We start from the raw sequence: 12,761 nt of genomic DNA on the forward strand, positions 1-12,761 counted from the left end.
AAATGGCGACAATAGGGACGGCGTTAACCGCTAAAGCGACGAAAGTCATGTTACTTGGTGCGGGAGAATTGGGCAAAGAAGTGGCGATCGAATTAATGCGTTTCGGTGTGGAAGTGATTGCCGTCGATCGTTATGAACAGGCTCCGGCGCAACAAGTCGCTCACCGCGCTTATACGATTTCCATGCTGGACGGTTCGGCCTTGCGCGCCCTGGTGGAAAAAGAACGTCCCGATTATATTGTCCCGGAAGTAGAAGCCATTGCTACGGATACCTTGGTTGAACTGGAACAGGAAGGTTTTACCGTAGTGCCGACGGCAAAAGCTACGATGCTGACTATGAACCGTGAAGGCATTCGTCGTTTGGCGGCGGAAGAATTAGCTTTGCCGACTTCGCCGTATCAATTTGTGGATAATTTTACCGATTTTCAAAGCGCGGTCGAAAAAATCGGTGTTCCTTGCGTGGTAAAACCGATTATGTCGTCTTCCGGTCACGGACAGTCGGTGATTAAATCCTTAGCGGATGCGGAGCGCGCTTGGCATTATGCGCAGGAAGGCGGTCGTGCCGGCGGCGGACGGGTCATTGTGGAAGGTTTTGTGAAATTCGATTATGAAATCACATTGTTGACCGTACGTCATATCGGCGGGACTTCATTCTTAGCTCCTATAGGTCATCGTCAGGAAGACGGTGATTATCGGGAATCCTGGCAACCGCAGGCAATGTCTGAGGCAGCCTTAAAAAAAGCGCGGAACGTTGCGGAAAAAATTACCACGGCGCTGGGCGGACGCGGGATTTTCGGGGTAGAAATGTTCGTCTGCGGTGATGACGTCATTTTCAACGAAGTCTCGCCGCGACCGCACGATACAGGCATGGTGACGTTAATTTCGCAGGAATTATCGGAATTCGCTCTCCATGCCCGTGCGATTTTAGGACTACCGATTCCGACGATTAATCTGATTAGCCCGGCGGCGTCTAAGGCCGTAGTGGTGGAAGGTCAATCCAATCAGGTACAATTCGGTAATCTGGACAAAGTATTGGCGGAAGCGAATACGGATTTGCGCATTTTCGGTAAAGGCGAAGTAAACGGCCATCGCCGCATGGCGGTAATTTTGAGTCGCGATATTTCTGTAGAAAAAGCGTTGGAAAAAGCATCACGGGCTTACGCTCGGTTACAGATTTCATTATAACGGATTGGGAATTCAGCTAACGAAAAGTGCGGTCAAATTTGACCGCACTTTTTATCTATTCCGAATTAGAATAATTTTTTGGATACTTCCAGGTAATCGGATTTAAACGGACGGCGCATACTGTCAATGGCTTCGATGATGTCGTGATGTACCAGTTTTTCCTGCTGGATACCCACGCAGCGTCCTTTGTGACCTTGCAGCAATAATTCTACTGCGTACACGCCCATGCGGGAGGCTAAAATACGGTCAAAAGCGCAAGGGGACCCGCCGCGTTGTACGTGGCCTAACACGGTTGCACGGGTTTCGTTGCCGACCCGAGCTTCAATATCTTTGGCTAATTTGTGTACGTCCGTGACTAATTCGGTAATGGCGATAATCGCATGACGTTTACCGTTGGCAAGACTGAGTTCGATTTGTTGGATTAATTCTTCCTGATTGAATCCGACTTCCGGTGCGACGATATATTCGCAGCCGCCGGCGATTGCCGCACAAATGGTTAAATCGCTGCAGTGTCGCCCCATGATTTCCACAATGGAAATACGATGGTGAGAACCGCTGGTATCGCGCAAGCGGTCGATGGCGTCAACGGCGGTTTCCAATGCGGTTTGATAACCGATGGTGTAGTCGGTGCCCGGAATATCGTTATCTATCGTACCCGGCAAGCCGATACAAGGGAAACCGTGTTCTTCCGTTAATAATTTTGCACCGGTATAAGAACCGTCACCGCCGATAACCACTAAAGCGTCAATGCCGTGCGAGTGTAAAATTTCGGCGCATTTCGACCGCACTTCCGGTTGTTTGAATTCAGGGAATCGGGCGGAACCTAAAAACGTTCCGCCGCGGTTAATGACATCGGACACGCTATAGCGCGAAAGTTTTTGAATACGGTTCTCAAAAAGTCCTTGGTAACCGTCGAAAACACCGTATACTTCTAATCCTTCGGATAATCCCGCACGTACCACGGCACGAATTGCGGCATTCATTCCCGGTGCGTCACCACCACTTGTTAAGACTGCAATTTTTTTGATCATGGAATTTACCTTTTAATTTTAAAAATATCGGAATTGAGAAACGCCGTAAGATTACACCAAGAACGCATAGGGCTCTACTAATTTTTTGGTAAATCCGTCAAAATTTGATCTAATTAAATATTTTTCGGGCAATTATTGCAACATAGTTAAATGAAGTAAAAACCGTCATTTTCCGACCGCACTTTTGGCAATGTTTTTTCTTAGTTGCGAATCCGCTGGTATTTTGTCGCGGACGGGTAACAATTTTCGGTTTTGCAAGCCGTCTTTATGCCTTAATTGTTCTAAGGTTTCGCCGTTTTTCAAAATACGCGGTGTGACGAAAATAACCAATTCCCGTTTCTGGCGGCGTTCGCTGTGATTGCCGAATAAATGTTTAATGACGGGAATATCGCCGAGAACGGGTACTTTATTACTGCCTTTGGTTACGGTGTCGTGAAATACGCCGCCAAGTACAATGGTCTCGCCGTCTTTAGCGAAGACTTGAGTTTTAATTTCCTGTTTATCAATGGAGACTACTTCGCTGTTTTCTCCGTATGAAACGCGGTTTCCGGGAGAATTTTGGCTGACGGTTAAATCCATTAAAATTGCGTTGTTTTGTGAAATATGCGGCGTGACTTCCAGCCCTAATACCGCTTCACGGAATTCTACCGATTGTGTGTCGTTTTTGCCGTTGGTGACTACATAAGGAATCTCCGTTCCTTGTTTGATACTGGCCGCTTTTTTGTTGGTGGTGAGCAAGCGCGGACTGGCAATGATTTCCACATTTTTTTCCTGTTCCAGGGCGGTTAATTCAAGATCTAACAGACGGCCGTTGATTTTAGCCACTTGTAATGCGACGGAACCGGCCGGCATTGTCGCGGTAGCAAAATTAACATTGAGATTATTCGAGATGTCGGTGAATCCGTTGGCCGCCAAACTGCCGCTGACTTTATGTGCGCCAGCCGTCGGTTCGAACATGCCCCAGCGTACCCCGAGTTCTTTCAGGCTTTCATCATTCATAGTGACGATGCGCGCTTCAATGGCGATTTGCTCGATAGGTTTGTCTAATTCGGCGATAAGTTTTTTAATATTACGAATGGACTGTCTGTTGTCCTGAATGATCAGTCGGTTACTGCGATCATCAAACGTCAGCCGTCCCGTGTCGCTGACTAGCGCACCGTTGCCGGCCGTGAGCGATTTCATTATTTCCGACGCTTTGGCATAATGCAGCTTCACGGTGGCGGTTTCCGGTTTAGGTTCTGCCGGCGCCACGGGAATATCGGCAACTTCCGCTATATTGAAGGCCTCGTCCGGCACAGAAGATGAATTTTTGCGGTTGATATAGTAAATGCCGTTTTCCTGCCAAAAATCCAATCGTTTGATTTTCGCTACCGAACGCAATAACTGATCTAAATCCGTATTATCCAATTTCAGCGATAGCGTACCTTCCAATTCGTCATCAATGATTAAATTGGTATCCAGTTCCAGTGCCAGTTGTTGTAACGTCGCCACTAAAGGGGCTTGCTGCAAACGGATGGAAAATACGTGGTTGTCCGCGGATTGAGCCTGAGTCGAAACCAAAAAAAGGATTAAAAACAGACCGCACTTTGTCGTAAAATTGTTCAAGTGTTTCATGTTTCGCTCCTAAAATTTCAAAGTTAGTCGTTCGGGGTTATCGCAATCGAGCCTCCATCGGTTTAATTGAACGACGGTTTTGGTAATTTGCTGAATTTGCAGATGTTCCTGCGCGATAAAATCCCCTTGTTTCGCCGTTACAATTTGCTTTTCGTCAATTTGAAATAACGCTTTTGGCCGCTCCTTTTCCAATAATACGCCCACCAGTTTAAGCCGTTTAAAATTTATGTGTTCGGCAAGGGCGGAATTATGGGAATGGCAGCGTTGAGCCGACGGAATAGCAATCGCTTGCTCGGGAGGCGCGTCGCCTCGGCGGTTTTTATCGAAGGGATCCGCAGCGTAAACCGTCGTGACGGCACAGATAAAAAAGATAAAACTTAAAGCACGCATAATTACTCCTGGCTGAGGTGAAGTCGGAAAGACAGACTGCTTTCGATGGAGGAACCTCCGCCCGTTTCACGGCGGTGGTTTTCATCGTTTTCCTCAATTTTTTGGATATGCCAGCTGAGTAATGCTAATTCGGGAATCTGCTGTAAAAGTGCGGTCAGAAATTGCTGTATTTCGGCGAAATGTCCTTGGACTTTTAAATCCAAACCGGGAGCGTTCTGTACTTGCCATTGAGAATGAATAATAGATAAACCGACGGCAAACGATTGAATTTTCTGGTGGAATGTCGCCAGTTTTGCCGTCACCGCTTTATTGAGATGTCGTTGATTTTTTTGCTGTAGAGCCGCCAGCAGACGAGATTGGTGAGTAAATTGTTCCTGTTTTTGTTGCAATTCGATGAAATTTTCCGTTAAAGAACGACAGTTTTTCCAATATTGATAAGCAGGAAAACTTGACAGAAAAGTGAACAGTAACAACAAACCGGCATATTGTTGCGCGGGAGTGCATAAAATCCATTTCCCCCAGGAATTATAAGGTTGGGCAAAATATCGCCATTGACTGATACGGGCGTTGATATGCGGGAGGTAGCGATTGATCATGGTGCGTTTTCTCCGAAAAGATGAAATTCAAAGTGCAATTCGTTTTGTTGCGGTCGAAATTGGTGCAATTTACTGTCCAGCGTCGGTAAATTATTAAGAAATTGCTGAATTTGCTCGAATTCCTGCTGATTTTTGGTCTCTCCTTTTAATGTAATGCGTTGTGCGTCAAGCGTGAAATCCGATAATTCTCCCTGAATAAATGGCAGTTGTTGTAATACATCCATAGTTTGTTGAATCCGTTCCCGGGTAACGGGACGATTGTTTTCCTGTTTCATGAGATGTTGCTGTTGCCGTCGCACTTGCGCAATCAGCGGCGGTAATTTCCGATTAATTTGTTCGAGTTCGTTTTGGCTGTGATTTAAGGCGCTTTCCGCGTGAATATTAAGCCTCCATAATACAATGTCCGCCGCAAAGAATATGCTCAAAGCCAGCATCAGTCGTTTGAAGGCTTGTCTGCTTCGTTGTCGGTGGGCGGTTAATCGCCAGGGCAGTAAATTCACCATAGGCTTTAACCGTTTGGGGTGGCATGTTGATGTAAATCCGTACGCCAAAGCGCATTACCCAGTGCAATAAAAGGCAGTTCCGCCGAAAGGTAAACGGCGGACGTCAAAATTTGATGATTTTTGACCGCACTTTCAGCGGAATTGTCTTCCCGATGCCGTTCAATATCCGTTCGGTGATAAATACAGATTTGTTCAATGTCGGTTTGGTAACGTTCTTTAAAACGTTGGAACAACAACGCGGAAGACATGCATTGTTGTTGCAGGACATAAAATTCCTGCACGGTTTCCTGTAATGCAAGACAAAAATGCTCATCATGATAAAGATACAGGGTGTTGTTCGGCAGTTCCGGCTTCAGGTAACGAAATGCCCGAAAAACGGCGTGTGCCGTGTTGTCCAGTACGGAAACGGACAGCGGCGCATATTGTTCAAGCCAGCTTTTTGCGGTTTCCTGTATAACCACGGAAATTTCCAGTTTCATTCCTTGTTTCAGCATTTCCGAGCGGTAATCGAACCAGAGCTGTTCCAGAGGTAACGGCAATTCTTTTTCGATGGTTGCCGTAACCTGCTGTTCACATTCCTGAGTATTTAAAACCTGCGGCAGAATCAGGGTTTTGCACCAAATATGGTTAGGCAATAAGCTGACGACATAATTAAATCGCAACGGACGCTTTTTGGTCGTCAGATGTTCGATGAACCAAGCGGTTAAAAATTCTTCCGTACGGATAAAGTTCGGTCGGTTTTGTTCCTGATTCGGTAAAAACCAAACCGCTTCCCAAATATCGCCCTGTTTCCACACGCCGATTTGAATCGTTGCCTGATATTTTTGTTTTTTCCCCAACATGAAATTTCCCTTCAAAATGAATTTTCTTTCGCTTAACGGCTCTAAAATCTATATACTTACGCCCAAATCGGATTGAGGCAGTATTCCGTAAATTAAAATCCAACGCATTACTCAAGAGTGAATTCTGGAATGAAGATCGCAAAATTAATTTTAAGTAGCTTGTTAACCGTCATTATTTTATGTTGTGTGGCGGCGGGCTTGTTTTACGCTAAAATCAAAGCGGATTTGCCGAACGTGGAAAGCTTGAAAAACGTGACTTTACAGCAACCTATGCAGATTTATACCGCAGACGGCAAATTAATGGGGGAAGTGGGCGAACAGCGCCGAATTCCCGTGAAGTTGGAAGACGTGCCGAAACGTTTGATTGATGCGGTTTTGGATACGGAAGACAGCCGTTTTTATGATCATCACGGCGTGGATCCGGTAGGTATTGCCCGCGCAATCCGGGTGGCGATTGCCAACCGGGGGGCTTCGCAAGGGGCGAGTACCATCACTCAGCAACTTGCCCGTAATTTCTTTTTAACGAACGAAAAGACCATTATGCGAAAAGCCAAAGAAGCGGTGTTGGCTATCGATATTGAAAATACGCTGAGTAAAAATGAAATTTTGGAACTTTACCTGAATAAAATTTATTTAGGCTATCGTTCTTACGGCGTGGTGGCGGCGGCAAAAACCTATTTCGGTAAAGATTTGAAAGAGTTGACTTTATCTGAAATGGCGGTTATCGCAGGGTTGCCGAAAGCACCGTCCACCATGAATCCGCTCTATTCCGTAAAACGTGCGGAAGAACGCCGTAACGTGGTGTTGGGACGTATGCTGGAAATGCGCCATATTACCCGGGAAGAATACGATGAGGCGGTTCGAGAACCGATTATGTCGCAATATCATGGTGCGCAACTGGAGTTTCGTGCGGATTATGTAACGGAAATGGTGCGATTGGAAATGGTTAAGCGTTACGGGGAAGAAAACGCTTACAACAGCGGTTATCAGGTTTATACCACCGTTTCGTCCCAGGCTCAGACGAATGCGCAGAACGCGGTGGTTCAGAACATTATTAATTACGATATGCGTCATGGCTATCGCGGTGCTACGGCGCTTTGGAAGAAAGGCGAAGCCCCTTGGGATGAAGGCAAAATCCATGAAGTATTACAGAAATTGCCGAATGCTGCGCCGTTCGTACCGGCTGTGGTATTAAGCGTAAATAAAGACGGTGCGGAAGTCATGCGGACTTCGGGCGAAAAAATGACGCTGAATCCGACCGCACTTCGTTTCGCCGGTAACAAAGGGGTACGTGCGGGCGAACAGATTTGGATTCGTCAGCTTGATGACGGTCATTGGACGTTGGGACAATTGCCGGAAGTCAATTCTGCGTTAGTGTCGCTTAATTCCGATAACGGTGCGATTGAAGCCGTTGTCGGCGGATTCAGTTTCGAGCAAAGCAAGTTTAACCGCGCCACCCAGTCTCTGGTACAGGTCGGTTCATCCATTAAACCGTTTATTTATGCGGCTGCGTTGGAAAAAGGACTGACTTTGTCCAGCGTATTGCAGGATACCCCGATTGTCATTAATAAACCGGGACAGGAACCGTGGCGGCCGAAAAATGCGCCGGATCGGTATGACGGTCCGATGCGCTTGCGCGTAGGATTAGGGCAATCTAAAAATATGATTGCGGTAAAAGCCATGCAAATGGCGGGGATCCCGTTTACGGCGGAATTTCTACAGCGTTTCGGTTTTAAACGTGATCAATATTTTGCCAGCGAAGCTTTGGCGCTGGGGGCGGCTTCTTTTACTCCGCTTGAAATGGCACGCGGGTATGCAGTATTTGATAACGGCGGGTTCTTAATCGATCCGTTTATTATCGATAAGATCCTGGATAATACCGGTAAGGAGATTTTCGTTGCAAATCCGAAAATTGCCTGCCCGGCTTGTGACGATATTCCGACAATATATTCATCGACCAATGAAAAAATTGACGGTTTTCAGGCTTCCGTCGCCGATGCCGCCGCCAATGTGCCGTTAAAGAATACGGCGGATGACGATAACAGCGATGAAATCGATGAAGCCGCCGAGCTGACGGAAGATCCGGAAATTAAAAACAAAGACGGTCAAATTAAAGAAACGGATTTGGATTTCATGGCGGAAAGTAAATCGGAGAATTCCTCCGTACAATATGCTCCGCGCGTAATCAGCGGCGAATTGGCGTTCTTAATCCGCAGCGCTTTGAACACGGCGATTTACGGTGAACAGGGATTAAGCTGGAAAGGCACCAGTTGGCGCATGGGCAGTCAACTCAAACGGACGGACGTCGGCGGTAAAACGGGGACCACCAATAACTCGAAAGTAGCGTGGTATGCGGGTTTCGGCGCTAACCTGACGACGACGATTTACATTGGTTTTGACGATAATAAACGTAACTTGGGAAGACATGAAGCCGGGGCGACGGCTGCTATGCCCGCCTGGATTGCGTACATGAAACAGGCGCTGGCGGACATACCGGAACGCGAGTTGCCGACACCGAAAAATATTGTCGAGAAAAAAATCGATATCCGTTCGGGATTATTGTCTTCCGGCGGAGGCCGTACCGAATATTTTATTGTCGGTACCGAACCTAAACGGGTTTATGTGCAGGAAAAAGCCGGACCGGCCTATTATGTACCGCCGGCCTTACAGGAAAGACTGGGTAAAGCGCCTGACGGTTCGCAACAGGAATTATTTTAACATCTATTCGAAAATCGACCGCACTTCGGTAAGTGCGGTCGGTTTTTCCATTATTTTTATTTTATAAGGAAAAATTATGCTGAGTTATCGCCACAGTTTTCATGCGGGTAACCATGCGGATGTGTTGAAACACATTGTGTTAATGCTGATTATTGAAAATCTTCGGCTTAAGGAAAAAGGATTTTATTATCTTGACACTCACGCCGGTGCGGGCCGTTATCGTTTGTTTAGTGAAGAATCGGAAAAAACGGCGGAATTTGAAGAAGGCATTGCCCGTTTATGGTCGCGTGACGATTTGCCACCGGAAGTGGAACGTTATGTAGAGCAGATTAAACGCCTGAATTACGGCGGTAAAAATTTGCGTTATTATGCCGGTTCTCCGTTGATTGCAATACAGTTATTACGTCCGCAGGATCGCGCGTTATTGACAGAGCTGCATCCTTCGGATTTCCCGTTATTGCGTAATAATTTTAAAGAATATCCTAACGTGACCACTAAACGTGATGATGGTTTTCAGCAACTGAAAGCCACTTTGCCGCCGAAAGAACGCCGGGGTTTAGTGCTGATCGACCCTCCTTATGAACTGAAAGAGGATTACGATTTAGTGGTGAAAGCCGTCGAAGAAGGCTATAAACGTTTCGCTACCGGCATCTACGCCGTTTGGTATCCTGTCGTATTGCGTCAACAGGCGAAGCGTATTGTGCGCGGTTTGGAACAAACCGGCATTCGAAAAATCCTGCAAATCGAACTGGCGGTTCGTCCCGATTCCGAACAACGGGGCATGACGGCGAGCGGCATGATTGTGATTAATCCGCCGTGGCAGCTGGAAATGCAAATGAAATCGATTTTGCCTTATTTGACCGACGTGCTGGTACCGGAAGGCACGGGAAGCTGGTCGCTGAACTGGATTACGCCGGAATAGAAATTTGTGATAAAATCAATACTTTTTAAAGGAAAGAAAATGGCAACCGTATTAACAAAATTTTTAACCGAAAAACTGGACGCGTTAAAAGCGATCGATATTTTAACTATTGACGTGCGTGGTAAGTCTTCCGTTACGGATAACATGATTATTTGTACCGGTACTTCAAGCCGCCATGTGGCGGCTTTGGCGCAAAAGCTTATCGATGAAAGCAAACAGGCGGGATTTGATACTTTTGGAGCTGAAGGCAGAGCCACGGCGGATTGGGTGGTGGTGGATTTCGGGCAGGCGATGGTGCATATTATGCAGCAAGATAGCCGGGAAATGTATCAGCTCGAAAAACTTTGGGCTTAATTTTTCAAAAAATCAGACGAAAACGACCGCACTTTATGAAGATTCAGCTGATTGCCGTGGGAACGAAAATGCCCGCCTGGGTGAAAACCGGTTTTGAAGAATATCAACGCCGTTTCCCGAAAGATATGCCGTTTGAATTAATCGAGATTACCGCCGGAAAACGCGGTAAAAACGCCGATATCGCCCGAATTTTGGAACAGGAAGGCAAGGCTATGCTGACGGCTTGCGGTAAAAATAAAATCGTAACATTGGATATTCCCGGCAAATCTTGGACTACGCACCAACTGGCGCAACAACTGGAAAGCTGGAAAAACGACGGACGTGACGTGAGTCTGCTCATCGGCGGACCGGAGGGACTGTCACCGGAATGCAAAGCCGCTGCGGAGCAAAGCTGGTCTCTTTCACCATTGACGCTACCCCATCCGTTGGTCCGCGTCGTCGTGGCGGAAAGTCTGTATCGTGCGTGGTCGTTGACGGCCAACCATCCTTACCACCGCGAATAATCGGAAATAACAGCGCTTTATGAATTTTCTCAGAAAATTGCTTTCGCCTCCTACTCACGAACCGATCCGCGACAATAAAGCGGAACGGAACTTATTTGCGCGCCGCGCGTTAGTGGCGTTTATGGGGACGTTGGTGTTAACGGCGGTTTTATTGGTAAATTTATACCATTTGCAGATTGTGGATTTCGATAAATATCAAACCCGTTCTAACGGCAACCGTATCAAATTATTACCGGTTCCGCCGACCCGCGGGCTGATTTATGATCGTTCCGGCATCTTATTGGCGGAAAATCTGACTTTTTTCGGTTTGTATATCGTGCCGGAAAAAGTAGAAAATCTCGACCGCACTTTTGACGAGTTGCGCGAGGTCATCGGATTAACCGAGCAAGATATCGAACGGTTTAAAAAAGAACGCCGCCGCTCTTCCCGTTATACGCCGATTTTGCTGAAACCCGGGTTAACGGAGGAACAGATTGCCAGATTCGCGGTTAATCAGTATAACTATCCGAGTCTGGACGTGCGTCCTTATTTTAAACGTCATTATATTTACGGCGAACCGTTGACGCATATTTTAGGGTATGTGGCGAAAATTAACGATAAGGATGCCGAACGGCTGAAAAATGCCGAAAAAGAAGCGGCTTATGCGGGAACGACGGATATCGGCAAGCTGGGGATTGAACGTTATTATGAGGAACAGTTACACGGACAGGCGGGATTTGAACAGGTTGAAATCAATAACCGCGGCAAAGTGATTCGTAAACTAAGCGAACAGCCGCCTGTTGCCGGTAAAAGTATTCATTTGACTCTCGATTTGCCGCTGCAGCAGTTTATCATGCAGTTGTTAGGCGATCAAAAAGGGGCGGTAGTTGTGCTGGATCCGAAAGACAGCAGTATTTTGGCTATGGTATCCAGTCCGAGCTATGACAACAATCTGTTTGTAGGCGGGATCTCGAGTACGGATTATCGTCGTTTACTGAACGATGAAAACCGTCCGCTGTACAACCGCGTGACCCAAGGGGCTTATCCGCCCGCATCTACGGTGAAACCGTTCATTGCGGTGTCGGCGTTGACGGAAGGTGTAATTACGCCGGGTATGACGATTTCCGACCCGGGTTACTGGCAGTTACCGAACAGCACCAAACGTTTCCGTGACTGGAAAAAATCGGGACATGGTCCGACAAATTTACAAAAAGCAATTACCGAATCTTCCGATACTTATTTTTATACGGTGGCTTATCGTATGGGGATTGACCGGTTGTCCGACTGGATGAGACGTTTCGGTTTCGGTATGCCGACCGGCGTGGATATCCATGAGGACACGCCGGGGATTATGCCGACACGGGATTGGAAACAAAAACGCCATAAGAAACCTTGGGTCATGGGAGACACGATTCCGGTAGGTATCGGTCAGGGCTATTGGACGGCGACACCGTTACAGTTGGCGAAAGCGACGGCGGTTTTAGTGAATAACGGCAAGGTGAATACTCCTCACCTCATGAAAGAAGCGCGCGGTTCGACAACGGAACCTTATAAAGATCCGCTGTTGTACGAAGATATTCGGGAGCCGAAAGCGGAAGCCTGGAATGCCGCCAAACGCGGGATGTACGGCGTTATCAACGGTGCGGGCGGGACGGGCCGTAAAGCCTTCGCCGGCACCTCTTATGTGGCGGCGGGTAAATCGGGGACGGCGCAGGTGTTCAGTCTGAAGGAAGGACAAAAATACAACGCGGCCAATTTAAAAAAATTCTTGCACGATCATGCTTGGTTTACGGCATTCGCACCTTATGAGAACCCTAAAATAATCGTCTCTATTATTCTCGAAAATGCTGGCGGAGGTTCCAGTAATGCGGCGCCTGTGGTGCGTCGGATTATGGATTTTTATCTGAATAACCGGTTGCCTAAACTGATGGCGGCGGAAGAACAGACAACAAATGACGGTGTCGTATCGAACGAAGTTCCGGAAGAAGCGGAAAGTTTACCGGCTTCGGATAATGCGGATGAAAGTGCGGTCGAAAATAAACAAGATTTTGAAGAGAATATGAAGCAAGAACAGCACGGTATACGGCACTATTTTCCGTTAACCGAGAATAAAGCGGCGGAATAG

At 47.1% G+C, this 12,761-nt stretch carries 12 protein-coding genes; 6 read left to right on the forward strand and 6 right to left on the reverse strand.

Annotation, left to right across the window (positions count from 1 at the left end; all coding sequences use genetic code 11):
* The first annotated feature begins 2 nt into the window (after window positions 1-2).
* Complete coding sequence (purT, locus tag ASUC_RS03560) at window positions 3-1,184, forward strand: formate-dependent phosphoribosylglycinamide formyltransferase (RefSeq protein WP_012072439.1); 1,182 nt, start codon at window positions 3-5, stop codon at window positions 1,182-1,184.
* 65 nt (window positions 1,185-1,249) lie between these two features.
* Here the strand turns inward: purT and pfkA are convergent, their stop codons facing one another.
* The 6 genes from pfkA to pilM form a co-directional block, all read right to left on the reverse strand.
* On the reverse strand, window positions 1,250-2,215 hold the full coding sequence (pfkA, locus tag ASUC_RS03565) for a 6-phosphofructokinase (RefSeq protein WP_012072440.1): 966 nt from the start codon (window positions 2,213-2,215) through the stop codon (window positions 1,250-1,252).
* A 165-nt stretch (window positions 2,216-2,380) separates the two neighbouring features.
* On the reverse strand, window positions 2,381-3,829 hold the full coding sequence (locus tag ASUC_RS03570; protein WP_012072441.1) for a type IV pilus secretin PilQ: 1,449 nt from the start codon (window positions 3,827-3,829) through the stop codon (window positions 2,381-2,383).
* A gap of 9 nt (window positions 3,830-3,838) precedes the next feature.
* Window positions 3,839-4,219, reverse strand: a complete 381-nt coding sequence (locus tag ASUC_RS03575) for a pilus assembly protein PilP (RefSeq protein WP_012072442.1) — start codon at window positions 4,217-4,219, stop codon at window positions 3,839-3,841.
* Between the two features lie 2 nt (window positions 4,220-4,221).
* Window positions 4,222-4,815 (reverse strand): hypothetical protein, encoded by a 594-nt coding sequence (locus tag ASUC_RS10975; RefSeq protein WP_012072443.1) that lies wholly within the window; start codon window positions 4,813-4,815, stop codon window positions 4,222-4,224.
* Entirely contained in the window at window positions 4,812-5,318 is a 507-nt protein-coding gene (locus ASUC_RS03585; protein ID WP_012072444.1) for a fimbrial assembly family protein, read from the reverse strand. Before ASUC_RS03585 ends, ASUC_RS10975 begins: the two co-directional genes overlap by 4 nt.
* A 5-nt stretch (window positions 5,319-5,323) precedes the next feature.
* Window positions 5,324-6,160 (reverse strand): pilus assembly protein PilM, encoded by an 837-nt coding sequence (pilM, locus tag ASUC_RS03590; protein WP_012072445.1) that lies wholly within the window; start codon window positions 6,158-6,160, stop codon window positions 5,324-5,326.
* A 129-nt stretch (window positions 6,161-6,289) separates the two neighbouring features.
* Here pilM and ASUC_RS03595 point away from each other — a divergent pair, with 129 nt between their 5' ends.
* The 5 genes from ASUC_RS03595 (at window position 6,290) to mrdA (ending at window position 12,761) form a co-directional block, all read left to right on the forward strand.
* On the forward strand, window positions 6,290-8,878 hold the full coding sequence (locus ASUC_RS03595) for a penicillin-binding protein 1A (RefSeq protein ID WP_012072446.1): 2,589 nt from the start codon (window positions 6,290-6,292) through the stop codon (window positions 8,876-8,878).
* A 76-nt stretch (window positions 8,879-8,954) separates the two neighbouring features.
* The gene (locus ASUC_RS03600; RefSeq protein WP_012072447.1) at window positions 8,955-9,800 is read left to right on the forward strand and encodes a 23S rRNA (adenine(2030)-N(6))-methyltransferase RlmJ; all 846 of its coding nucleotides are present in this window, start codon (window positions 8,955-8,957) and stop codon (window positions 9,798-9,800) included.
* Between the two features lie 39 nt (window positions 9,801-9,839).
* Complete coding sequence (gene rsfS, locus ASUC_RS03605) at window positions 9,840-10,154, forward strand: ribosome silencing factor (RefSeq protein WP_012072448.1); 315 nt, start codon at window positions 9,840-9,842, stop codon at window positions 10,152-10,154.
* Window positions 10,155-10,189: 35 nt separating this feature from the next.
* Window positions 10,190-10,657 (forward strand): 23S rRNA (pseudouridine(1915)-N(3))-methyltransferase RlmH, encoded by a 468-nt coding sequence (gene rlmH / locus ASUC_RS03610; RefSeq protein WP_012072449.1) that lies wholly within the window; start codon window positions 10,190-10,192, stop codon window positions 10,655-10,657.
* 19 nt (window positions 10,658-10,676) lie between these two features.
* The gene (gene mrdA / locus ASUC_RS03615; protein WP_012072450.1) at window positions 10,677-12,761 is read left to right on the forward strand and encodes a penicillin-binding protein 2; all 2,085 of its coding nucleotides are present in this window, start codon (window positions 10,677-10,679) and stop codon (window positions 12,759-12,761) included.

This window comes from Actinobacillus succinogenes 130Z, from assembly GCF_000017245.1.
GTDB lineage: Bacteria > Pseudomonadota > Gammaproteobacteria > Enterobacterales > Pasteurellaceae > Exercitatus > Exercitatus succinogenes.

Excerpts from the sequence above, each read along its gene's own strand:
- ASUC_RS03600 (WP_012072447.1), top strand. The coding sequence starts at position 8,955 with ATGCTGAGTTATCGCCACAGTTTTCATGCGGGTAACCATGCGGATGTG.
- rlmH (WP_012072449.1), top strand. The coding sequence starts at position 10,190 with ATGAAGATTCAGCTGATTGCCGTGGGAACGAAAATGCCCGCCTGGGTG.
- ASUC_RS03595 (WP_012072446.1), top strand. The coding sequence starts at position 6,290 with ATGAAGATCGCAAAATTAATTTTAAGTAGCTTGTTAACCGTCATTATT.
- ASUC_RS03585 (WP_012072444.1), bottom strand. The coding sequence starts at position 5,318 with ATGGTGAATTTACTGCCCTGGCGATTAACCGCCCACCGACAACGAAGC.
- purT (WP_012072439.1), top strand. The coding sequence starts at position 3 with ATGGCGACAATAGGGACGGCGTTAACCGCTAAAGCGACGAAAGTCATG.
- mrdA (WP_012072450.1), top strand. The coding sequence starts at position 10,677 with ATGAATTTTCTCAGAAAATTGCTTTCGCCTCCTACTCACGAACCGATC.
- pilM (WP_012072445.1), bottom strand. The coding sequence starts at position 6,160 with ATGTTGGGGAAAAAACAAAAATATCAGGCAACGATTCAAATCGGCGTG.
- pfkA (WP_012072440.1), bottom strand. The coding sequence starts at position 2,215 with ATGATCAAAAAAATTGCAGTCTTAACAAGTGGTGGTGACGCACCGGGA.
- ASUC_RS10975 (WP_012072443.1), bottom strand. The coding sequence starts at position 4,815 with ATGATCAATCGCTACCTCCCGCATATCAACGCCCGTATCAGTCAATGG.
- ASUC_RS03570 (WP_012072441.1), bottom strand. The coding sequence starts at position 3,829 with ATGAAACACTTGAACAATTTTACGACAAAGTGCGGTCTGTTTTTAATC.
- ASUC_RS03575 (WP_012072442.1), bottom strand. The coding sequence starts at position 4,219 with ATGCGTGCTTTAAGTTTTATCTTTTTTATCTGTGCCGTCACGACGGTT.
- rsfS (WP_012072448.1), top strand. The coding sequence starts at position 9,840 with ATGGCAACCGTATTAACAAAATTTTTAACCGAAAAACTGGACGCGTTA.